We start from the raw sequence: 23,057 nt of genomic DNA, 5'->3' as shown, positions 1-23,057 counted from the left end.
TACGATATGACACTTGATATAGATTGGGATAATCTCGGATTTGAATACCATAAATTACCTTACCGTTATATTTCTTATTTTAAAGATGGAAAATGGGATCAAGGACAACTTACTGAAGATGCCACATTACATCTATCCGAAGCAGCCCCTGCCTTACATTATGGTCAACAAGCTTTTGAGGGGTTAAAGGCATATAGGACAAAAGATGGGTCTATTCAACTCTTTCGTCCTGATTGTAATGCCGCTCGTTTACAGGCGACGGCAGACCGTTTATTGATGCCACAAATATCAACAGAACAATTTATTGAAGCGGTTAAGCAAGTGGTCAAAGCAAACCAAGATTATGTGCCACCTTATGGCACAGGAGCGAGTCTATATCTTCGTCCCTTATTAATTGGTATCGGGGATGTTATTGGTGTCAGACCAGCTGATGAGTATATCTTTACTATCTTTGCAATGCCAGTAGGTGCTTATTTTAAAGGTGGCTTAATGCCAACAAATTTTATTGTTTCAGAAGATTATGACCGTGCTGCACCATTTGGAACAGGTGCAGCAAAGGTCGGAGGCAATTACGCTGGCTCGCTGTTACCAGGTAAAGCAGCAAAAGCAAGTGGTTTTTCTGATGTGATTTATTTAGATCCAGCCACTCATACTAAAATTGAAGAAGTAGGTGCTGCGAATTTCTTCGGTATTACTGCTAATAACGAGTTTATCACTCCTTTAAGTCCATCAATTCTACCATCCATTACTAAATATTCTCTTCTCGAATTAGCTGAAAAGAGGCTAGGAATGACTGTTATTGAAGGGGACGTTCCAATTAACGATTTAGGGCAATTTGTAGAAGCTGGTGCCTGTGGAACAGCTGCTGTAATCTCACCAATTGGTGGTATTCAGTATCGCAATCACTTACATGTTTTTTACAGTGAGACAGAAGTGGGACCAGTAACTCGCCGCTTATATGACGAATTGGTAGGCATTCAAGTTGGTGATATTGAGGCCCCAGAAGGCTGGATTGTAAAAGTTGATTAAATCCAAAGCTTGCTCTTGCAAGCTTTTTTCTTTTTGTGTAAAATGGATAAAGCGAGGTGTAGAATGGGTAAAAAAGATAAAAAAATTGAAATTCAAATTCTTGATCATAAGGTTTCACTTGAAAATACGCTAGTGAATGGTTATCAGTTACTAAATGGAAAACGTCTTGTCGGTGAAATTGCAGAGCTTGACGAAAGGTTTGTGGTTGTTAATAACGGCAGTGCTGAAAGTTTCTTTAAAACCTTGGAACAAGCGGTTGAAAGTATCATTGAAACCTACAATTTGAATCACTAAAAGTGGGTAAAAACACTTGCGTGAGCAATAAAACTATGGTAGAATAGTTTTTGTTGTTATGGAAAGATAGCGAAGAGGCTAAACGCGGCGGACTGTAAATCCGCTCCTTCGGGTTCGGGGGTTCGAATCCCTCTCTTTCCATTTCTATTTGGGGTATAGCCAAGCGGTAAGGCAAGGGACTTTGACTCCCTCATGCGTTGGTTCGAATCCAGCTACCCCAGTCAGAGGTATCAGATAGAGTCTGAGACCGTCAAAGATAAGAGTTGTTGTCGTTGCGGGTTACCTTGAGAAAATATATTGTTATCAAAAGCAAGCACAGCTTGCTTTTGTTGGAGGATTTTTTAGAATGAATGAATTTGAAGATTTGCTAAACAGTGTTAGCGAAGTAAACCCTGGTGATGTAGTCACTGCGGAAGTTTTAACAGTTGATAACGGTCAAGCAAACGTTGTTATTGATGGTACTGGTGTGGAAGGTGTTTTAACTCTTCGCGAATTGACTAACGATCGTGACGCTGACATCAATGATTATGTTAAAGCTGGTGACACTGTTGAAGTGCTTGTTCTTCGTCAAGTTGTAGGTAAGGATACTGATACAGTTACTTTCCTAGTATCTAAAAAACGTTTAGAAGCTCGCAAAGCATGGGACAAACTTATTGGTCGTGAAGGTGAAGTAGTTACTGTTAAAGGAACTCGCGCTGTTAAAGGTGGTCTTTCAGTTGAATTTGAAGGTTTACGTGGATTTATTCCTGCTTCAATGATTGATACTCGTTTCGTACGCAATACTGAAAAATTTGTAGGTCAAGAATTTGACGCAAAAATTAAAGAAGTTGATGCTGCTGAAAACCGTTTTATCTTGTCACGTCGTGAAGTCATTGAAGAAGCTTCTGCAGCAGCTCGCGAAGAAGTATTTTCAAAACTTTCTGAAGGTTCAGTTGTGACTGGTACTGTTGCTCGTTTAACTAGCTTTGGTGCTTTCATTGATCTTGGTGGTGTTGATGGACTTGTTCACGTTACTGAGTTATCTCATGAACGTAATGTTTCACCTAAATCAGTTGTAAGTGTCGGTGAAGAAGTTGAAGTTAAAGTTCTATCAATCGACGAAGAAGCTGGTCGTGTATCACTTTCACTTAAAGCAACTACTCCTGGACCATGGGATGGTGTTGAACAAAAACTTGCTCAAGGTGATGTTGTTGAAGGTAAAGTAAAACGTCTTACTGATTTTGGTGCTTTTGTTGAAGTATTACCTGGAATTGATGGACTTGTTCATATTTCACAAATCTCACACAAACGTGTTGAAAATCCAAAAGATGTACTTTCTGTAGGTCAAGAAGTTACTGTTAAAGTTCTTGAGGTGAATGCAGCTGACGAACGTGTATCACTTTCAATCAAAGCTCTTGAAGAACGCCCAGCACAAGCTGAAGGTGACAACGACAGCAACAACAGTGAAAAACGCCAATCACGTCCACGCCGTCCAAAACGTGAAGCTAAACGTGACTATGAATTACCAGAAACTCAAACTGGATTCTCAATGGCTGATTTATTCGGTGATATTGAATTATAATAACGTCTAAAAGCTAAGATTTTCTTAGCTTTTTTTCTAGTCAAAACTTATGATTTCTATTTCACAAATGTAATTTTTGTGATATACTATTATGGTGTTACCACCTTTAGTGTAATGGATATCACGTAAGATTCCGGTTCTTGAGATGGGAGTTCGATTCTCTCAAGGTGGATTTAAATCATACAAAAAAGCCTATTAAATTGGGCTTTTTTATTGTCCTAAATATATGATTTATTTGATTTACTGATTCCATTTCTTGTTGCTTAAATAAGTGAGAGTAAAGTGTCAAAGTGGTATTGGGATTCGTGCGTCCAATCAATTTTGATACTTGGACTACATTGATGTTATTCTTGATTGGGTACAAAACATAAGTAGTCCTCAAAGAATGAATATGGGTATTTCTACCGACAAGCTTTTTAAGCGTCTTATGGACTGCCGTGTTGGATAGTCGAATAGTATATTTCAAATGACTAGGGATTAGCTCCAATTGCCTTTCTAGTTGAGTTCAAGAAATACCTAACTTATTTAAATAATAAATTGCCAGTTTATCTTTATAACTTAATTTCATATAAAAACCCCTTTCACTAGATTAGTTCAGTAAAAAGGGGAAATATCATTTGTCTAACTTTTGGAGTAGAGCACAAATTAGGCTTTTTTGCTTATTGGCTAAAATTTCCCCAAAATAAAGAGTCTGGGACAAAAGTCTAAGCTTAAATATAAAAAGCGAACAAGACAGTATTCTGAGTATCAGAAAATGAGTTTTGTTCGCTTTTTGGGTTTCATTTATCAATTGGAAAAATTAATGGCAGGGAATCTCAAAAATTAATATCTTTTTGTCCCAGCCTCTTTATCTATGATATCAGTCCTATTTGAGGAGACCTCTTTGACTAAGTTGGATAAGTTTATCGTTTTCGAATAGGAGGTTAATATGACTTCCTTGAGCATTTGCTTTTAAGCCGCTGATCCATACAGCTTGTCGTTGTATTTTGTCGCTAGAACTCGCATGAGTATAATCATCTGGCTCTGTCAATATTCTTGTCACTTGGTTATAGGTCATGCCTTTTTGAAGTTTGTTGTAGTCTTTTAGAGAAATTTTAGGTTTTCTATTAAAGGCAAAATTGGCAATAGATTTGACAATGGTAGAGTTTTGATACATATTTGCTTGAATAGTGACCTTATCAAATGTCCAAGTGTAATGATCAAGGGTAACATTACCAGCAGGTTTTTTTTCATGTTTACTTGGGCTTCCAAACAAGTTAGTTAAATCTTCAATAGAGGATCCTCCTTTGAATTCTTGATCAGCACTAGCAATGTGAATGTTTTCAAAAGCGAGTCGCTTGTCTTGATGAGGAGCTGCTTCTTGAGATTTGGCGATTAGAGATGGTTTATCCTTAGATGAAGGTTTACTGTCGGAACTTTTGCCACAGGCCACCATACTAAAGCAAAGGACGGGAAGAAGTGCTGTCAGAATGAATGAACGTTTTTTCATAGTTTAAATTATTTCTCCGTTAATAAAGTCACTGTTATAAGATATTTTGATCAAGTTTAAGTTAAGTGATAGTGAAGGTCTAAAAAATAAAACCCTTAGGTAAGGGTTTTAGTAAGTTTTAATGGAGCTGGTGGGAGTCGAACCCACGTCCAAACACCTGCCAACATATTCGTCTACAACCATAGGTTATGTCTTGATTTAACAAGGTAAGGACACATAACTCAAGCCATTACCTTGCGAGTCTAGAAATCTCTTTTTAAGGTAGTAGACAATACCTTAAATGTAGCTTGCTATTTTGAGACTTCTAACAGGACACAAGCAATCTTGTAGAAGTCACGCTAACTGGTTTTTAGGCAGCTAAAGCGTAAGAGTTTGTATTTTTTGCAGTTATATTTAACTGGCATTTTACATCTGCCGATGGGTCGCAGAACATGTCTCATAATGCCTGTCGAATCCGTAACAACCCCTTTGTTAAAAGGGTAAGAAAAACTTACAAGAATTATTATATCAGAAAATGTTTCGTATGGCAAAATTATCTATCTTATGGTATGATAAAAGCATGAAAATCAAGAATCCAAAAGCCTATGCCTTTTTTCAGCAACTATTTAAAGTTTTGGGAATTATAGCTCTCATAGGGTCCTTTGTTTTAGCTTTCTGGTTGTATAAGATGGGTATATTTAATGATAAAAATGTTTTGAAAGATGTTATCAACCAGTATAAATTTTGGGGTCCATTTATCTTTATTATTATCCAAATTTTTCAAATTGTTTTTCCAGTCATTCCTGGTGGTATAACAACTGTTTTTGGATTTCTTATTTTTGGTCCCATCAAAGGTTTCTTGCTCAATTATTTTGGGATATTGATTGGGAGTTACATCTTATTTATATTGGTTAGAATTTATGGGAAAAAGTTTATTCTCCTTTTTCTTGATAAAAAAACCTTCTACAAGTATGAAAAAAAACTGGAGACTCCTGGTTATGAAAAGCTGTTTATTTTTTGTATGGTCTCTCCGATAGCTCCAGCAGATATTATGGTTATGATTACTGCTCTAACCAATATGTCTGTTAAACGCTTTATGACGATTATGATGATTGCAAAGCCGATATCGATCATTGGTTACAGTTACCTTTTCATTTTTGGAAAAGATATCATTAAATTTTTCTTTAACTAATTAAAAAAAGGTTGGGCCAGATGCCCACCTTTTTCGTTTGTAAATGGTTTTAGGATTATTGTAAATTGAGTTTGTATTTCATGATAAAATGGGTTCCGAAATAATAGAGAATGATTTGGAAGAGTCCTTCTAGAGAAGTGACTAAGAAGTAATAATTGGTTGTAAAGTCAATCTCTTGATCAAACTCAAGTCCTAAAATGTTTGTGTTGATGTATGTGAAGATAATGCTGAGAGTAAGTTGGATAATAAAGTATGCCATAAAGGCTTTTAAGCCACGGCGATTTGAAAATAACTGACCGATTGAAATGGCGAAATAGATAGCAAGGATACTAGATAGGGTTGATAATACTATTGTCACGCAAAGAAAGGCGATAAGGTTCATATGTTGCGGAGCAACTTTTAATAGTTGGTTCATGCCATTTAGAAGATCTGATTTATTGAATTGAGGTAGGATTAAAATAGCGAAGGCTGCTACTAAGACCAGAAAGTTAAAGAAACTGCAAGTAACTGAGGATAATAATTTTGCTAGAATTAGTTTATGTTCTGACACAGGTAAGGTCATTGTTAAATAACCTTCGCGGCCATAAATGTTTTTGTTAAACCGATTAATAATAATTAATAAAGTAGCTAGGAGAGAGCCGGCAATTAGAGCTCCAAAAATAAGGATAAGTGAAAAAGGTAAGAATTTTGATAAAAGGCTAACATCAGGATTTTTCTTGATTACTATTTTAATAACCAAGGATAGAATGGCAGCAATTGCAACTATGCCAGCGTTCAATCCAAAGTACCACTTACCTATTGACCTGAATTCATATTTTAATAATTTACCAAACATTGCTTCCTCCTATACTTTATATGTGTTTCTAAAGAGAGTGTCAATGGACATCGCGTGATTTTCTCTCAACTCATCTACTGAACCGGTAATAGCAACCTGTCCATCTTTAAGAAAAATGACTTCATCAAGAATAGGTTCAATATCAGAAATAAGGTGAGTTGAAATAAGAACGGTAGCATCTTCACTGTAGTTATTAATAATTGTTTTCAAAATATAATCACGTGCAGCAGGATCCACGCCACCAATAGGTTCATCAAGAATGTAAAGTTTTGCTTTACGGCTCATCACAAGTATCAATTGTACTTTTTCCTTGTTCCCTTTCGAGAGATTTTTAAGGTGGTCATTTAGGTTTAAATGAAGATCACGAAGTAAGCTATGAGCTTTTGTAGCATCAAAATCTTCGTAAAAATCACTGAAGTAGTCAATGATATCTGAAATTTTCATGTCTTCTCGCAAATAAGAGGTATCAGGTAAATAAGAAATAATTTTCTTTGTATCAATTGAGGGACGGTAGCCATCAATGACAATATCCCCTTTATTAGGCTGGATTAGACCATTAATTAACTTAATCAAAGTTGTTTTTCCTGAGCCATTAGGTCCAAGTAAGCCAACGATTTTTCCAGATGGGATTGTCAGTGTTAGATCATCTATAACCTTTTTCCCTTTGAAAGCTTTTGAAACATGGTGTAGCTGTAAAAGTTGTGACATCTTAAGAACCCTCCTTTAGAAAATTTTCAAGTTCTGGTATAATTTGTGACTTATCAAAGCCAATTTTTACCATATTGCTAACGAAGGACTCAAGTTCGCTTCGAGACAATTCACGACGTTTTTCTGCAATTAATGCTTGATTATCTGTTACAAAACGACCAGCTGTGCGTTGGGAATAAACAATGCCCTCACGTTCTAATTCGGTAAAAGCTCGTTGCATGGTATTAGGGTTAACACCAGCCGTTTCTGCATATTCTCGTACAGTTGGTAATTGTTGCCCAATAGTGATCTCATGACTGACAATTTGCATTTTGATATGTTGTGCAATCTGAGCATAAATCGGCGATTTTTCATCAAAATTCCAAGACATACGGTCTCCTCTCTTCGTGATTAATTATCACTTGTACTATATAAATAGTACAGAAAAAAGTAGTAAAAGTCAACTTATTAATTTCTAAAAAACGAGATTGAGGCAGGGATTGAGGATAAAAAGAAAGCACGAGGGCCATTTTCATAGTATAATAGAAGAAATCATGTAGAGGAGAAGCCATGTTTGTACAATTAGATACCAAAACGGTATATTCATTTATGGATAGTTTAATTGATTTAGATCATTACATCTCAGAAGCTAAAAGGATTGGTTATCAATCAATTGGTATCATGGATAAAGATTGTTTATATGCTGCTTATCATTTTATCCTAAAAGCTCAAAAAGCCGGTTTACAGCCTATTTTAGGATTAGCAATTGAATATCCAATCCAAGGCAAGGAAGAGTCTTTATATCTCCTTGCTAAAAATAATTTAGGCTATCAAAACCTCTTGAAGCTTTCCACTCTGCGGATGTCGGCTGAGTTTACCCCAGAGCACATCAAGGATTTTCTTGATGGCCTTATGGTTATATTACCTTATCAGCCACATTTACACGGTATAGAGCTTGGTTTTCCTTATTTTACTGGTGTTTTTGAGGAGACTAAATTGGTTCAGCCGCTCCCTCTGCAAAATCTAATACCCTTGCGAACTGTGCGGTATTTTTCTGATTCTGAAAGGGAGACCTTGCAAGTATTGCATGCTATCCGAGATAATGTAACGTTGTCAGAAACGAAAGTTGTAGAAGCTGGGCAATATCTGAAAGATCCAAAAGAAATTGCTCAAAAGTTTGAGGAGCTTTATCCAGGTATTAATGACCATTTGGCTGATTTATTAAAAGATATTCGTTACGAGTTTGACCATGAGTTCAAATTACCACGCTTTAATCGCCAAAGAGCAGCTAAGGAAGAGCTGAAGGAATTAACTGAAGATGGTTTAAAGAAAAAAGGACTCTGGCAAGATATTTATCAGGAACGTTTGGAAAAGGAACTTCAAATTATCTCGGATATGGGGTTTGATGACTATTTTTTGATTGTTTGGGATTTACTCCGGTTTGGACGTAGTAAAGGCTATTATATGGGCATGGGCCGTGGCTCAGCTGCTGGTAGTTTGGTTGCTTATGCTTTAAATATTACTGGAATTGATCCTGTTAAGCATAATTTACTTTTTGAGCGTTTTTTAAATAAAGAACGCTATAGTATGCCCGATATTGATATTGATCTACCGGATATTTATCGTTCTGAGTTCTTACACTATGTTCGAAATCGTTATGGTAGTGATCATTCTGCTCAAATTGTCACTTTTTCAACTTTTGGAGCTAAACAGGCTATTAGAGATGTCTTTAAACGGTTTGGGGTTCCAGAATATGAGATTAGCAATCTAAGTAAAAAAATTGCTTTTAAAGACACTTTAACCTCTATCTACGAAAAAAATATTAGTTTCCGCCAAACGATCAATAGCCGTTTAGAATTACAAAAAGCTTTTGAAATAGCTAAGCGAATTGAAGGCAACCCTAGGCAAACGTCCATTCATGCTGCCGGAATAGTCATGAGTGATGATCTTTTGACAGACCATATTCCTTTGAAAGAAGGGATAGAAATGATGGTGACGCAGTATGATGCGCCAGCAGTTGAAGCAAATGGTCTTTTGAAGATGGATTTTCTCGGTTTAAGAAATTTAACATTTGTGCAAAAGATGAAAGAGAAAGTCGCTAAGGACTTTGGTAAAGACATTATCATTGAAGAGATTGACTTGGAAGATCCCAAAACACTCGAACTCTTTGCTAAAGGAGATACTAAGGGCATTTTTCAATTTGAGCAAAGCGGTGCCATTAGTTTACTAAAACGCATTAAACCTAAGCGATTTGAAGAAATTGTTGCGACAACAAGTTTAAATAGGCCAGGGGCTAGCGACTATACTAATAATTTCATTAAGCGGAGAAGAGGGCAAGAAAAAATTGATTTAATTGATCCGGTTATTGCTCCTATTTTAGAGCCAACTTATGGTATTATGCTTTATCAAGAGCAAGTTATGCAAATTGCACAAGTTTTTGCCGGTTTTACCTTAGGTAAAGCCGATCTCTTGCGCAGGGCTATGTCCAAAAAGAACCTAGCAGAAATGAAAAAAATGGAAAATGACTTTCTGGAAGGTGCTGCTAGGCTTGGTCGTTCTGAAGAAACAGCTAGGCTTTTATTTAATAGAATGGAAAAGTTTGCAGGTTACGGTTTTAACAGAAGTCATGCTTTTGCTTATTCTGCTCTTGCTTTTCAGTTGGCCTATTTCAAGGCACATTATCCTGCGGTTTTCTTTGATGTCATTATGAATTACTCCAATAGTGACTACATCAGTGATGCCTTAGAATCAGATTTTAAAGTGGTACCATTGACCATTAATAACATTCCATATAATGATAAAATTGATAGCAACAAGATTTATATGGGCTTAAAAAATATTAAGGGGCTTCCACGTGATTTGGCTTATTGGATTATTGAAAAGCGGCCTTTTTCGAGTATTGAATCCTTTTTAAGTGCCTTACCAACTAAGTATCAGAAAAAAGACTTGCTGGAACCTTTGTTTGCTGTTGGTTTATTTGATCTATTTGAGTCCAATCGTAGGAAAGTTTTAAACAATCTAGATGGATTACTGATTTTTGTTTCAGAACTTGGCTCTCTCTTTGCTGATTCCTCTTTTAGCTGGTCGGACTGTGATGATTTTTCAAATAGGGAAAAGTACCAGTTAGAAGAAAATTATATTGGTATTGGTCTTAGTCCACATCCTTTACTGGAAATTGCTGAAAAAACAGACCAAGCATTTACTCCAATAACAAAACTTCTTAAAGACAGTGAACATACTATCCTTGTTCAAATTGAAAAGGTGAGGATTATCCGCACGAAAAGTAGTGGGCAACAAATGGCTTTCTTAACTGTAACTGATACCAAGAAAAAAATTGATGTCACGGTATTTCCTCAAGAATTTTTGCAGTTTAATTATCTTTTGACAGAGGGTCAGATGGTATTTATCCAAGGAAGGGTAAAGGAACGTGACAATCGTCTACAGATTGTTGCTCAAACGATTACAGTAGCTAATCAAAAGAAATACTGGATTCTCCTTGACACCCATGAAAATGATCAAAGGGTTGCTAAAATTTTAGAGGAGTTTACAGGTCAATACCCTGTTGTTATTCATTACCAAAAAACCAAGGAAACGCTTCAATTAAACCATATTCTTGTAGATGGTAGTTTAGAATTAGAGGAGGCTCTTAAAGAATTAGTCGTGAAAACGGTTTTTCGATAATTTTAGCCCAATAGTGAAGAAATTTGCAAGGGAATATGCTATAATGGGAACGTTAAATTAATTAAAGGAGTACCAAAAAAATGAAACGTATTGCTGTTTTATCAAGTGGTGGTGATGCCCCTGGTATGAACGCTGCTATCCGCGCGGTTGTTCGTAAAGCAATCTCAGAAGGTATGGAAGTTTATGGAGTTAACCATGGTTATGCAGGCTTGGTTGCTGGTGATATTTTCCCTATCAGTTCTAGAGACGTTGGTGACAAAATTTCCCGTGGAGGAACTTTCCTATACTCTGCTCGTTATCCAGAATTTGCGCAATTAGAAGGTCAACTAGCTGGTATTGAACAACTTAAGAAAAATAACATCGAAGGAGTGGTTGTTATTGGTGGAGATGGTTCATATCATGGAGCAATGCGCTTGACAGAACACGGCTTCCCTGCAGTAGGAGTTCCTGGAACAATTGATAATGATATTGCTGGCACTGATTTCACAATTGGTTTTGATACCGCTGTAAATACTGCCGTTGAAGCTATTGACAAATTACGTGATACTTCTTCAAGTCATGGCCGTACATTTGTTGTTGAAGTGATGGGGCGTAACGCAGGGGATATTGCTCTTTGGGCGGGTATCTCAAGTGGTGCTGATCAGATTATTGTACCTGAAGAAGGTTTTGATATTAAACAAGTTGCTGAAACCATTGAGAATGACTTCAAAAAACAAGGTAAAAACCATCATATTATTGTTCTTGCAGAAGGTGTTATGAGTGGTGCTGAATTTGCTGAAAAACTCAAAGCTGCCGGTGATAAGAGCGATTTACGTGTAACAAACCTAGGACATATTTTACGTGGTGGTTCACCAACTGCGCGTGATCGTGTTCTGGCTTCACGATTGGGAGCACATGCTGTGAAACTTCTTAAAGAAGGCCGTGGTGGTTTGGCAGTGGGTATTCACAATGAGGAACTAGTCGAAAGCCCAATCCTTGGAACTGCCGAAGAAGGTGCTTTATTCACTTTAGCTGAAGATGGTAAGATTATTGTTAATAATCCTCATAAAGCACGTCTTGATTTTGCTAAATTAAATCGTTCACTTTCAAGATAAAAGCAATCTGTAAGCTATAGTTAATTTTTGTTAAATGTCGATAGTCGACAAAAAAATAAGGAGTTTCATAATATTATGAGTAAACGTGTAAAAATTGTTGCAACACTTGGTCCTGCGGTAGAAATCCGTGGTGGAAAAAGATTTGGTGAAGATGGCTACTGGGCTGGTCAACTTGACGTTGAAGAGTCAGCAAAAAAAATTGCTGAATTAATCGAAGCTGGTGCAAATGTTTTCCGTTTCAATTTCTCACACGGTGATCATCAAGAACAAGGTGACCGTATGGCAACTGTACGTCGCGCAGAAGAAATTGCGCGCAAAAAAGTTGGTTTCCTTTTAGATACTAAAGGGCCAGAAATGCGTACAGAATTGTTTGAAGAAGATGCTAAAGAATATAGTTACCTAACTGGTGAACGTATTCGTGTTGCTACTGAACAAGGTATAAAGTCTACTCGTGATGTCATCGCTTTGAGTGTAGCCGGTAACTTAGATATCTATGATGAAGTTGAAGTGGGGCATACGATTCTTATTGACGATGGTAAGTTAGGATTGAAAGTCGTTGAAAAAGACATTGCGACACGTCAATTTATCGTTACCGTTGAAAACGATGGCACTATTGCAAAACAAAAAGGTGTTAATATTCCGAACACTAAGATTCCATTCCCTGCTCTAGCTGAGCGTGATAATGCTGATATCCGTTTTGGTTTAGAACAAGGTTTGAACTTTATTGCGATTTCATTTGTGCGTACTGCTAAAGATGTTGAAGAAGTACGTGAGATTTGTCGTGAAACTGGAAATGACCACGTTCAATTATTTGCTAAAATTGAAAACCAACAAGGTATTGATAACCTTGACGAAATCATCGAAGCAGCAGATGGTATCATGATTGCTCGTGGTGACATGGGAATTGAAGTGCCATTTGAAATGGTACCAGTTTTCCAAAAAATGATTATTACAAAAGTAAACGCAGCTGGTAAAGCAGTTATTACAGCGACAAACATGCTTGAAACAATGACTGAAAAACCACGTGCAACACGTTCAGAAGTTTCGGACGTCTTTAATGCAGTTATTGATGGTACTGATGCAACGATGCTTTCAGGTGAATCAGCAAACGGTAAGTATCCTGTAGAAGCAGTACGTACTATGGCGACAATTGATAAAAATGCGCAAACACTTCTTAATGAGTATGGTCGTTTAGACTCTTCTACTTTCCCACGTACTAATAAGACTGATGTTATTGCTTCTGCAGTTAAAGATGCAACGCATTCTATGGACATCAAACTTGTTGTAACAATTACTGAAACTGGTAATACAGCCCGTGCTATCTCAAAATTCCGTCCGGATTCAGATATTTTAGCTGTTACTTTTGATGAAAAAGTGCAAAAAGCTCTTATGATTTATTGGGGAGTAACTCCAATTGTTGCAGATAAACCATCTTCTACCGATGATATGTTTGAAGTAGCTGAAAAATTGGCTCTTAAGTCAGGAATGGTTAGCTCAGGTGATAACATCATTATTGTTGCTGGTGTCCCAGTTGGTTCTGGTGGAACTAATACCATGCGAGTTCGTACTGTTAAATAAAACGTCTAAAAGACTCTGAGACAACAGTCTAAGCTCAAATATAAAAAGCCAACAAAATTAGTTTTCTGATACTCAGAATGCTGTCTTGTTGGCTTTTTATATCTCATTTATTAATTTGTAAAATTGATGATAATGACCCACAAAAATGACTATCTTTTTGTCCATTGAATAGACTTCTTCTAAGTTCTAGTCTTTTGTTATCAAGCATAACATGCTATAATAGACCTAAGATTAGGAGCAAATATGGTAAAAAGAGATTTTATTCGAAATATTATTATTGTTTTAATTGTGGCTATTGTTGCAGCACTTTTAAGTATTTTTGTCTTTTCTACATTTGAAGTTACGAAAGAATCAGAAAATCCTTATCTCAAAGCAGGTGACTTGGTTACCATTAAACACAATGTAGAGCCTCAATATAAAGATTTTGTGGTCTATAAAGTTGATAAAAAAGAATATGTCAGTCGTGTGATTGCGACCGCAGGTCAGAGGGCAACTTATATGGACGATATTTTTTATTTAAATAATCGTATCAAAGACCAACCTTACATTGAAAAGTTGAAAAATGATTACTTAAGACATTCACCTGTGGGAAGTCTTTTTACAGATGATTTTAATATATCTACGATTTCAAAAGGAAAGAGTACGGTTATCCCTAGTGGGAAATATCTTTTGTTAAATGATAATCGGCGTAACCGTGCTGATAGCCGTCAGTTTGGCTTGATTGATAAAAAACAAATTAAAGGTGTTGTCACTTTCCGAGTACTACCTATTGATGAATTTGGGTTTGTAGAGGTTGATTAAAGCAGTGCAAAGCAAGTTCTTATAAATAGACTAAAAGGCATGGTCTCTATTTTTTACTGAGGCTCATGCCTTTTCAAATCTCCCAAAGAGAGGAATAGTCAGGAAAACATTTGAGGTCTACTCTTCTTTGCTTGACAAGGCTTATCTGATATCCCTCTAAATCAGACTATACCAATATAATATTTGACAACAAAAATTCATTATTATATACTAATAACATAGCTTTTCTAATAAGGAAAGCAGACTATACCAATTTAAAAAACAAGAAGAAAGAAGTAAGCTAGCTTACTTGGTGTTTATTTATGTGTGGAATTGTTGGAGTAATAGGGAATCGTAATGCAACAGATATTTTGATGCAAGGACTGGAAAAATTGGAATATCGCGGTTACGACTCAGCTGGTATTTTTGTAGCAAACGGAGAACAATCAAGCCTAGTTAAATCTGTTGGTCGCATTGCTGATCTGCGTGCTAAAATCGGAATTGACGTAGCTGGTAGTACGGGAATTGGTCATACACGTTGGGCGACTCACGGGCAAGCAACGGTTGAGAATGCTCATCCCCATACTTCAGCCACAGGGCGTTTTGTTTTAGTCCACAATGGTGTTATCGAAAACTATCTCCAAATAAAAGAAGAGTTTTTGGCTGATCATAACTTTAAGGGGCAAACAGATACAGAAATTGCTGTTCACCTGATTGGAAAATTTGTGGAAGAAGATCAGCTTACAGTATTGGAAGCCTTTCAAAAAGCTTTGTCAATTATTGAAGGCTCTTATGCCTTTGCTTTGATTGATAGAGAAGATGCAGATACCATTTATGTAGCAAAAAATAAATCTCCCTTACTAATTGGTCTTGGCCAAGGCTACAATATGGTTTGCTCAGATGCTATGGCTATGATCCGTGAAACAAGTGAATTTATGGAAATCCATGACAAAGAGCTTGTTATCTTAACAAAAGACTCCGCTAAAGTTCTTGATTATGAGGGGAATGTTCTTGAACGTGAGTCCTACACTGCTGAACTAGATTTATCTGATATCGGTAAGGGAACTTATCCTTTCTACATGCTAAAAGAAATTGATGAACAGCCAACCGTAATGCGTAAGTTAATTTCAACTTATGCAAGTGAAGATGGTCAAATGGCTATTGATCCAGCAATTGTAAAATCAGTGCAAGAAGCTGACCGCATTTATATTCTTGCAGCGGGAACATCATACAATGCTGGCTTTGCTGCTAAATCAATGATTGAGCAACTTACAGATACTCCAGTTGAATTAGGAGTTGCCTCTGAGTGGGGCTACAATATGCCTTTATTGAGTCAAAAACCCATGTTTATCTTATTGAGTCAATCTGGTGAAACTGCAGATAGCCGTCAAGTATTGGTAAAGGCTAACCAAATGGGAATTCCAAGTTTAACTGTGACAAATGTTCCTGGTTCAACTTTATCTCGTGAAGCAACCTATACTATGCTTTTACATGCAGGTCCTGAAATAGCAGTGGCTTCAACTAAAGCCTATACTGCTCAGGTAGCTGCATTAGCATTCTTGTCGAAAGCGGTTGGTGAAGCAAATGGTAAGAAGGAAGCTATTGAATTTGATTTAGTTCATGAGTTGTCACTTGTTGCCCAATCAATAGAAGCAACCTTATCAGAAAAAGACATGATTGCCTCAAAAGTTGAAAATTTATTAGCAACAACACGCAATGCTTTCTATATTGGTCGCGGTAATGATTACTATGTTGCTATGGAAGCCTCACTTAAATTAAAAGAGATTTCTTACATTCAATGTGAAGGTTTCGCTGCAGGTGAATTAAAACACGGTACGATTTCGCTGATTGAAGATAAAACACCAGTTATTGGCTTGATTTCGTCAAGTGAACTGGTTGCAGCACATACACGTGGGAATATTCAGGAAGTTGCAGCGCGTGGTGCAAGTGTCTTAACGGTCGTTGAAGAAGGACTTGAACGTGAAGGTGATGATATCGTCGTTAACAAGGTTCATCCCTACCTTGCAACAATTGGAATGGTTATTCCAACGCAATTGATTGCTTATTATGCGTCACTACAACGTGGACTAGATGTTGACAAGCCGCGTAATTTGGCAAAAGCTGTAACAGTAGAATAAAAGATTAAAAGATATCTATTTTTTAGATATCTTTTTTTGTCACAAATTCTGTGCCAAAGTTTGAGTTTCCCTGATAGCCCTTACATGATATGATAAAACTGTAAATAAACTAGGAGGCGGTTCTGATGGAACAAAAATCTTCACTTAAAGTTAAAATTCAAAAGTTAGGTACAGCCTTATCTAACATGGTCATGCCTAACATCGGGGCATTTATTGCTTGGGGAATTCTAACGGCTCTCTTTATTCCAACTGGTTGGATGCCAAATAAAGAATTTGGTGCTGCGGTTGGACCAATGATTACCTATTTGTTACCACTACTAATTGGTTATACTGGTGGCTATGTTGTTCATGGGCAACGTGGCGCAGTAGTTGGTGCTATTGCAACCTTTGGTGCTATTGCAGGTTCAACAGTACCAATGTTTATTGGTGCTATGGCTATGGGACCTTTAGGTGGATGGGTTATCAAAAAATTTGATGACACTTTCCAAGAAAAAATTCGTCCTGGCTTTGAGATGTTGGTAAATAACTTTTCTGCCGGTTTAATTGGATTTGGGCTATTATTATTGGCTTTTAAAATTGTAGGACCCTTTGTTGCTGTTTTTACCACTGCGGTTGGTCACGGTGTACAAAGCATTATTGATATGAAACTTTTGCCTTTAGCAAATATTCTTATTGAACCAGCTAAAATTTTGTTCCTTAATAATGCACTTAACCATGGTATCTTTACACCACTTGGAGCGGAACAAGTTGCTAAAACTGGTAAGTCAATTCTTTTCTTACTGGAAGCCAACCCTGGCCCAGGTCTTGGTATTTTATTAGCTTACTTAATATTTGGTAAAGGAGCAGCGAAATCATCTTCTTGGGGTGCTTTAATCATTCATTTCTTTGGCGGGATCCATGAAATTTACTTCCCATATGTGATGATGAAGCCAGCTTTATTCTTAGCTGTTATCGGTGGTGGTGTGACAGGTACATTTACTAACCAATTATTGGGTTCAGGTCTTGGAGGGCCAGCATCACCAGGTTCTATCATTGCTATTTGGGGAATGGTGCCAAAAGGGGATAATTACTTGTATAATTTAAGTTCGGTATTGGCAGGTGTCTTCTCAGCAGCCATTGTTTCCTTCTTAATTGCATCTGTTATCCTGAAAGCAGATAAAACAGAAGATGATGAAAGTGCTTTAGTAGAAGCGCAAGCAGCAAGTAAGTTAGCAAAAGCAGAGGCAAAAGGTCAGTCTGTATCAGATATACAAGAAAGGTTCTCAGGTGATGCTATTCAACAAATCATCTTCGCCTGTGATGCTGGTATGGGAAGCTCTGCTATGGGAGCTTCAATCCTTCGTGATAAGGTCAAAAAGGCCGGACTATCAATCCCAGTAACCAATAAAGCAATCTCTAATTTGACTGATGTGACAAATACCTTGATTGTGACGCAACAAGAGCTTGCTCCACGTGCAGCCCAAAAAACGCCACGTGCTAACCATGTTTCAGTTGATAATTTCTTAGCTACTCCAAAATATGATGAAATAGTGGCACAGCTTGTAAAAAAGCCTCATCCAGAAACTCCTAAGTCTGAGACCAACTTGGTCACAAATCAAGAAGTGATTGATTTACATAATATTGATGAGGTGGTCTTTGCTTACGGTGATGCTAAGGGTTCGGCTACTATGGGACAAGCGACTTTACAAGAAATTTTCAAAGCAAGAACTATTAGTATCCCAGTAACAAAGGTCGAAAATCATAAACTCGCTGACCATAACTCAAGTCATATTCTGATTATTACAAGTATTGATAATCAGGCTCAGGTACAAGAAGTGGCACCAGCTGCGACATTACTTGCTGTGGACAGTTTGGTAACGACTAGTGAATACGATAAAATGGTGGAGAGAATCTCTAAATAAGTTAGAAATGGTGTATAATTAATTTATGCAACTAACAAGACGAGAAGAAGAACTTTTGAAAGCTTTCCTGAACTATGGAAAGCTTTCAATTGATAATATGAGTGATATTCTAAAGGTTTCAAAGCGGACAGTTTATCGGGTTTTAAACGATTTAACCGATAGTTTAGAGCCATTACATATAGTCATCTATAAAGATGACCAAAAATATTATTTAAGCGGTAATTTGGAAGCCTTACAGTCTTTTACTAGCCAGGAATCATTTACTAAATGTGAACGCTTAAATCTGATCACTTATCATTTATTAATCAATGAACAAGGGGTGACAAATGACTATCTACAAGTTATTTTAGGGGTTAGTAATGTCACTGTTATTCAAGATATTGCCTTGATTGAAGAGCGTTTGGCGGATTTTAATATCCCTATCAATCGTCAAAAAGGCTATCAGCTTGGACCAATTCCGATCTCAAGAAGACGTTTTCTAGCCATACTTTTATCTAACACTATTAATCTATCTGATTTTTATCAGTTACAACTGGGCCATTATTCCCTCATTCCCAAGAAAACTTTAGCTAAAGCTTGTCAGATTTTTCAAAGCTACCAGTCTGAATTACCAGAGATGGATTCAAAATTATTTCAGTTTTTTGTCTTCTTATTGGCCTTAAGTAATTGGGGGCAGGTTCCTCAGGAGAAGCAACAAGTCAGTAAACTGTCCCTTGATTTTTCTCAAAAAGTATTTGCTGAGCTTTCAAGGGAATTACAAACTTTTTACCCATTACAAGAAATTTTATATTTTGCTAGAATGCTTGATCAATTAGTGCTCAAGCGGCAAGAAACACCGCTTTTTCAAGAGAATTTTGACAGTGAATTTTTTTACAATGTCACCAATTTGATTGATAAAGTAGCCCTCTATACTAAGATTAATTTTACAAAAGACCCCAAATTATTTAAATTTTTATTTAACCATATTCGTCTTAGCTTAGCTGTACCTCTTATTTTCACTGATAGCCATACTACTGATTTAGCTCATCAAGCTCTAAACCATAGTGACTATCTCCATCGCCTGATCAAATTACTGGTTATGGAAATTTTTCCGCAATTCCTTCGAACTGAAAGTGAGTTGGAGCTCATTACCCTCCACTTCGCGTCAAGTTTGCGGCGTAGTCCACACATTTATCCGATTCGTTTATTGTTGTTGACTGATGAGAGACCATTAGCAACTGAGCTATTAATTACCCGGTTGAAGAACATTGCTCCTTTTATTGAAAGTATCCAAACAAAAGGAACTGACAGTCTTTCAAAGAGTGATTTTGAGGTATTCGATGCTGTTTTATCGACAAAATTACTAGCCAATAACCAGGTTCATTTAGTCTCGACCTTTCCTAGTCCAAATGAACTGATTGACTTAGAAAAGTTTTTTAATCAGGTACAAATTAGTCGAGACTTTAAACCAAGAGACAATATCGTTTTACCGTCTGATCTTTCTTTTAAAGATTATTTCGAGGCCAGTCAGTTTCTCTTAGAAAGCTTTGCAGTCACTTATATCTATAATAGCTCGCGCTTTGAACAAACAATTGTCGAAATTATGGCTGATATCCCTCAGGTAAAGGATAAGGATTATCTAGCTCACAAACTTATTGAGCGATTCCATGAAAGCCCAATGGCAATTCCAGAGACTAATCTTGCTCTTGTTCATACTCAGTCAAGCCAGGTAGAGCATTCGACCTTTATGGTTTTTGAATTGGCCCAGCCAGTAAAGGCCAAGTCTATGAATGGGCAAGATGAGGTGGTTAACCGGATTTTGGTCATGCTGACGCGACTCAATGAAAGTGATGAGATTAGAGATTTAATGACTGCCATAAGCCAATCTTTAATTGAAAACCACCTTTATACAGAAATCTATCGTAAGGGAAATGATGACATTATTTATCAATTATTAAATCACATTTTTACTGAAAAAATTAAAAAATTGGAGAATTAACATGGAATTTCAAAAAGAACTCATAAAACTCAACCAATCTTTTCATAGCTATGAAGAGGCCATTCGTTATTGTGGTCAGATACTCTACCAAAATGGCTATGTTGAAGAGGCTTATATCCAATCAATGCTTGATCGTAACCAAGAACTATCTGTCTATATGGGAAACTTTATTGCTATTCCCCATGGAACAGATGCAGCTAAAACCAAAGTAAAAAAATCAGGTTTAACAGTAGTGCAGGTCCCGGACGGTGTCAACTTTGGAACACAAGAGAATCCTCAAATAGTTACGGTGTTGTTTGGAATTGCAGGCCTTGGTGATGAACATTTGCAATTAATCCAAAAAATTTCAATCTTCTGTGCCGATGTTAATAATGTGGTTAAATTAGCTGATGCTAAAACAGAAGAAGAAATCATTACCTTATTAAATTCAGTTGATTAATGAGCTATTCGTAGTAAAAGGAGTAAGTCATGAAAAAAGCAGTTCATTTTGGAGCAGGAAATATTGGTCGAGGGTTTATTGGGGAAATTTTAGCAGCAAATAATTTTTCCATTCAATTTGTAGATGTTAATGAAGCAATTATTAATGCTTTAAACGATAGACGAGCTTATGAGATTGAGATTGCAGAAGATGGTAAAGGTCGTATTAGGATAGAAAATGTGGCTGGTATTAATAACCAGTTAAATCCCACAGCAGTTGTTGAAGCTATTGCTGATGCTGATATTGTCACAACAGCTATTGGACCTAATATCCTTCCCTTTATTGCAGAACTAATTGCTGATGGTATTCAAAAACGTCAAACAAATGGTGTTCAAACTCCTCTTGATGTGCTAGCATGTGAGAACATGATTGGTGGTTCTCAGTTCTTGCTTGAGGAAGTCAGAAAGTATTTATCAGAAGAAACAGAAGCTTATCTAGATACCTATATAGGTTTTCCCAATACAGCTGTTGATAGAATTGTTCCAGCCCAGACGCATGAAGACCCCTTATTTGTTATTGTTGAACCTTTTAATGAATGGGTAGTTGAAACAAGTCGAATGAAAAATAAAGAATTACGGCTTGCTGGTGTTCACTACGAAGAGGATCTCCAACCTTTTATTGAACGTAAATTATTCTCAGTCAATACTGGTCATGCTACCTCAGCTTACACAGGGGCACACGCAGGTGCTAAGACAATCTTAGAAGCTTTGCAATTACCAGAAGTCAAAGAAATGTTAGAGGCTGTTTTAGCTGAAATTAGATCTCTGTTAGTGGCCAAATGGAATTTTGATTTAGTAGAATTAGAAGCTTATCATGATGTGATCATTAGTCGGTTTGAAAATCCCTATATTGTTGATGATGTGGTTCGGGTAGCTAGAACACCAATTCGTAAACTTGGTTATGACGAACGCTTTATCCGTCCAATTCGTGAGCTTAAAGAGCGCCAACTTCCCTATGACAAGCTTTTAAAAACAGTTGCCTATGTTTTTAACTATAAAGATCCTAACGATGAACAGAGCAATCAACTGCAAGTCATGCTATCAGAAAACAATTTAGAAAAAGTTGTTGCAGACGTAACCTCGCTTGAAGATAGTGAGCTTATTCAAGAAATAGTTACAAGTATTGAGACCAGAGTTTAATTAATTTTTCCCCTCTTATTTGACAGAGGGGCTTTTTCTTTAAAAAATTCATTTTTTAAAACGCATTCAACTTGTCAAATAGGCTTATCTACAGTAGAATAGTTAAAACACAGAATAGTTATACTATAGGAGATAATACGATGTCACTACCAAATTGTTTACAATGTCAATCTGAATATGTTTATGAAGACGGTCTGATGCTCATTTGTCCAATGTGCAGCTTTGAATGGCCAGCAGATCAAACTGATGCCTTAGAAGATGCGGATACTTTAAAAGTACTTGATAGCAATGGAACTCAGCTTCAAGATGGGGATACTGTTACGGTTATTAAGGATCTTAAAGTAAAAGGCGCACCTAAGGATATTAAACAGGGAACGCGTGTGAAAAATATTCGTCTGGTTGAAGGGGATCATAATATTGATTGCAAAATTGACGGTTTTGGAGCTATGAAATTAAAGTCAGAATTTGTTAAAAAATTGTAGTATTTTAGTACTGATTATTTTGTATTTTTATTCAAAGTTCTCCCGAAATTTCAGATAATTTGGTATAATGAGAACAACTATTTTCACTATTGGAGTATAAATGTCATATATTTTACAAGTTCTTCCCAGCTTATTGGATGGTGCTAAGGTTACCTTACAAGTTTTTTTCATTGTTATTATGCTATCCATTCCATTAGGTGCTTTATTGGCATTTTTGATGAAGCTACCTTTTAAGCCCTTACAGTGGCTTCTAACACTCTATGTCTGGATAATGCGAGGCACGCCTTTGCTTTTGCAATTGATCTTTTTCTATTATGTTTTACCCAGTGTAGGTATTACCTTTGATAGAATGCCAGCAGCCATTTTAGCTTTTACCATGAATTACGCAGCTTATTTTGCTGAGATATTCCGTGGTGGTATCGAAGCCATTCCTAAAGGACAATACGAAGCTGCAAAAGTACTGAGACTGAATCATTTGCAAACTATCCGTTACATCATTTTGCCACAAGTTTTTAAAATTGTACTACCAAGTGTTTTTAACGAAGTGATTAATTTGGTTAAAGATTCCTCCTTAGTCTATGTCTTAGGTGTGGGAGACTTGTTACTGGCAAGTAAAACGGCGGCTAATCGTGATGCAACCTTAGCACCCATGTTTATTGCAGGGATGATATATCTTTTGTTAATTGGACTCGTTACTATCTTGTCACGTCATATCGAAAAGAAATTTAACTATTATAAATAA

19 protein-coding genes, 3 tRNA genes and 1 other RNA gene are annotated in these 23,057 nt (G+C 36.7%); 18 read left to right on the top strand and 5 right to left on the bottom strand.

The genetic code is table 11. The annotated features are described in order from the left end of the window. The first annotated feature begins 6 nt into the window (after positions 1 to 6). The 6 genes from STRPS_RS09315 (at position 7) to STRPS_RS09290 (ending at position 3,056) form a co-directional block, all read left to right on the top strand. Positions 7 to 1,029: a branched-chain amino acid aminotransferase gene (locus tag STRPS_RS09315; RefSeq protein WP_007893060.1), complete on the top strand. Its 1,023-nt coding sequence runs from the start codon at positions 7 to 9 to the stop codon at positions 1,027 to 1,029. A 63-nt stretch (positions 1,030 to 1,092) separates the two neighbouring features. Beyond that, positions 1,093 to 1,323, top strand: a complete 231-nt coding sequence (locus STRPS_RS09310) for a DUF2969 domain-containing protein (protein ID WP_007893222.1) — start codon at positions 1,093 to 1,095, stop codon at positions 1,321 to 1,323. A 60-nt stretch (positions 1,324 to 1,383) separates the two neighbouring features. Beyond that, positions 1,384 to 1,464, top strand: a tRNA-Tyr gene (locus STRPS_RS09305). 8 nt (positions 1,465 to 1,472) lie between these two features. Then, positions 1,473 to 1,544: transfer RNA gene (locus STRPS_RS09300), tRNA-Gln, on the top strand. Positions 1,545 to 1,669: 125 nt separating this feature from the next. Continuing rightward, entirely contained in the window at positions 1,670 to 2,884 is a 1,215-nt protein-coding gene (gene rpsA, locus STRPS_RS09295) for a 30S ribosomal protein S1 (protein ID WP_007893130.1), read from the top strand. Positions 2,885 to 2,984: 100 nt separating this feature from the next. Beyond that, positions 2,985 to 3,056: transfer RNA gene (locus tag STRPS_RS09290), tRNA-Arg, on the top strand. Between the two features lie 693 nt (positions 3,057 to 3,749). Here STRPS_RS09290 and STRPS_RS09285 read toward each other — a convergent pair. Beyond that, positions 3,750 to 4,373 (bottom strand): DUF3862 domain-containing protein, encoded by a 624-nt coding sequence (locus STRPS_RS09285; RefSeq protein WP_007893005.1) that lies wholly within the window; start codon positions 4,371 to 4,373, stop codon positions 3,750 to 3,752. Between the two features lie 119 nt (positions 4,374 to 4,492). Next, positions 4,493 to 4,840, bottom strand: a transfer-messenger RNA (tmRNA) gene (gene ssrA / locus STRPS_RS10495). Positions 4,841 to 4,932: 92 nt separating this feature from the next. Between ssrA and STRPS_RS09280 the strand changes: the two genes are divergently transcribed. Further along, positions 4,933 to 5,544, top strand: a complete 612-nt coding sequence (locus STRPS_RS09280) for a TVP38/TMEM64 family protein (RefSeq protein WP_037599031.1) — start codon at positions 4,933 to 4,935, stop codon at positions 5,542 to 5,544. Between the two features lie 55 nt (positions 5,545 to 5,599). Here the strand turns inward: STRPS_RS09280 and STRPS_RS09275 are convergent, their stop codons facing one another. The 3 genes from STRPS_RS09275 to STRPS_RS09265 are packed head-to-tail and all read right to left on the bottom strand — an operon-like array spanning position 5,600 to position 7,457. Then, positions 5,600 to 6,379: a hypothetical protein gene (locus STRPS_RS09275; RefSeq protein WP_007893264.1), complete on the bottom strand. Its 780-nt coding sequence runs from the start codon at positions 6,377 to 6,379 to the stop codon at positions 5,600 to 5,602. A 9-nt stretch (positions 6,380 to 6,388) separates the two neighbouring features. Continuing rightward, entirely contained in the window at positions 6,389 to 7,087 is a 699-nt protein-coding gene (locus tag STRPS_RS09270) for an ABC transporter ATP-binding protein (RefSeq protein ID WP_007893080.1), read from the bottom strand. A gap of 1 nt (position 7,088) precedes the next feature. Further along, positions 7,089 to 7,457 (bottom strand): GntR family transcriptional regulator, encoded by a 369-nt coding sequence (locus tag STRPS_RS09265; protein WP_007893244.1) that lies wholly within the window; start codon positions 7,455 to 7,457, stop codon positions 7,089 to 7,091. A gap of 179 nt (positions 7,458 to 7,636) precedes the next feature. Between STRPS_RS09265 and STRPS_RS09260 the strand changes: the two genes are divergently transcribed. From STRPS_RS09260 to STRPS_RS09210, 11 genes are all read left to right on the top strand, one after another. Next, on the top strand, positions 7,637 to 10,747 hold the full coding sequence (locus STRPS_RS09260) for a DNA polymerase III subunit alpha (RefSeq protein ID WP_007893190.1): 3,111 nt from the start codon (positions 7,637 to 7,639) through the stop codon (positions 10,745 to 10,747). A gap of 80 nt (positions 10,748 to 10,827) precedes the next feature. After that, on the top strand, positions 10,828 to 11,841 hold the full coding sequence (gene pfkA / locus STRPS_RS09255) for a 6-phosphofructokinase (protein WP_003083631.1): 1,014 nt from the start codon (positions 10,828 to 10,830) through the stop codon (positions 11,839 to 11,841). Positions 11,842 to 11,916: 75 nt separating this feature from the next. Further along, on the top strand, positions 11,917 to 13,419 hold the full coding sequence (pyk, locus tag STRPS_RS09250; RefSeq protein WP_007893011.1) for a pyruvate kinase: 1,503 nt from the start codon (positions 11,917 to 11,919) through the stop codon (positions 13,417 to 13,419). 243 nt (positions 13,420 to 13,662) lie between these two features. Further along, positions 13,663 to 14,220, top strand: a complete 558-nt coding sequence (gene lepB, locus STRPS_RS09245) for a signal peptidase I (protein WP_007893283.1) — start codon at positions 13,663 to 13,665, stop codon at positions 14,218 to 14,220. Between the two features lie 302 nt (positions 14,221 to 14,522). Continuing rightward, positions 14,523 to 16,337, top strand: coding sequence for a glutamine--fructose-6-phosphate transaminase (isomerizing) (glmS, locus tag STRPS_RS09240; RefSeq protein ID WP_007893059.1), 1,815 nt, complete (start codon positions 14,523 to 14,525; stop codon positions 16,335 to 16,337). A 125-nt stretch (positions 16,338 to 16,462) separates the two neighbouring features. Further along, positions 16,463 to 18,238 carry a PTS mannitol-specific transporter subunit IIBC gene (locus tag STRPS_RS09235; protein ID WP_007893232.1) on the top strand — a complete coding sequence of 592 codons (1,776 nt, stop codon included), beginning with the start codon at positions 16,463 to 16,465 and terminating at the stop codon, positions 18,236 to 18,238. 25 nt (positions 18,239 to 18,263) lie between these two features. Beyond that, a complete protein-coding gene (locus STRPS_RS09230) occupies positions 18,264 to 20,216 on the top strand; it encodes a BglG family transcription antiterminator (protein WP_007893129.1) in 1,953 nt (650 codons plus the stop codon). 1 nt (position 20,217) lies between these two features. Continuing rightward, complete coding sequence (locus STRPS_RS09225) at positions 20,218 to 20,655, top strand: PTS sugar transporter subunit IIA (protein WP_007893069.1); 438 nt, start codon at positions 20,218 to 20,220, stop codon at positions 20,653 to 20,655. Between the two features lie 29 nt (positions 20,656 to 20,684). Further along, a complete protein-coding gene (locus STRPS_RS09220; protein WP_007893432.1) occupies positions 20,685 to 21,833 on the top strand; it encodes a mannitol-1-phosphate 5-dehydrogenase in 1,149 nt (382 codons plus the stop codon). 140 nt (positions 21,834 to 21,973) lie between these two features. Beyond that, positions 21,974 to 22,315: a zinc ribbon domain-containing protein YjdM gene (locus STRPS_RS09215; protein ID WP_007893135.1), complete on the top strand. Its 342-nt coding sequence runs from the start codon at positions 21,974 to 21,976 to the stop codon at positions 22,313 to 22,315. 100 nt (positions 22,316 to 22,415) lie between these two features. Then, entirely contained in the window at positions 22,416 to 23,057 is a 642-nt protein-coding gene (locus STRPS_RS09210) for an amino acid ABC transporter permease (RefSeq protein WP_007893239.1), read from the top strand.

The sequence above is a fragment of the Streptococcus pseudoporcinus LQ 940-04 genome, assembly GCF_000188035.1.
Lineage (GTDB): Bacteria > Bacillota > Bacilli > Lactobacillales > Streptococcaceae > Streptococcus > Streptococcus pseudoporcinus.
The sequence above is the reverse complement of the archived record's forward strand: the minus strand, read 5'-3'. Positions and strand labels throughout refer to the sequence as shown.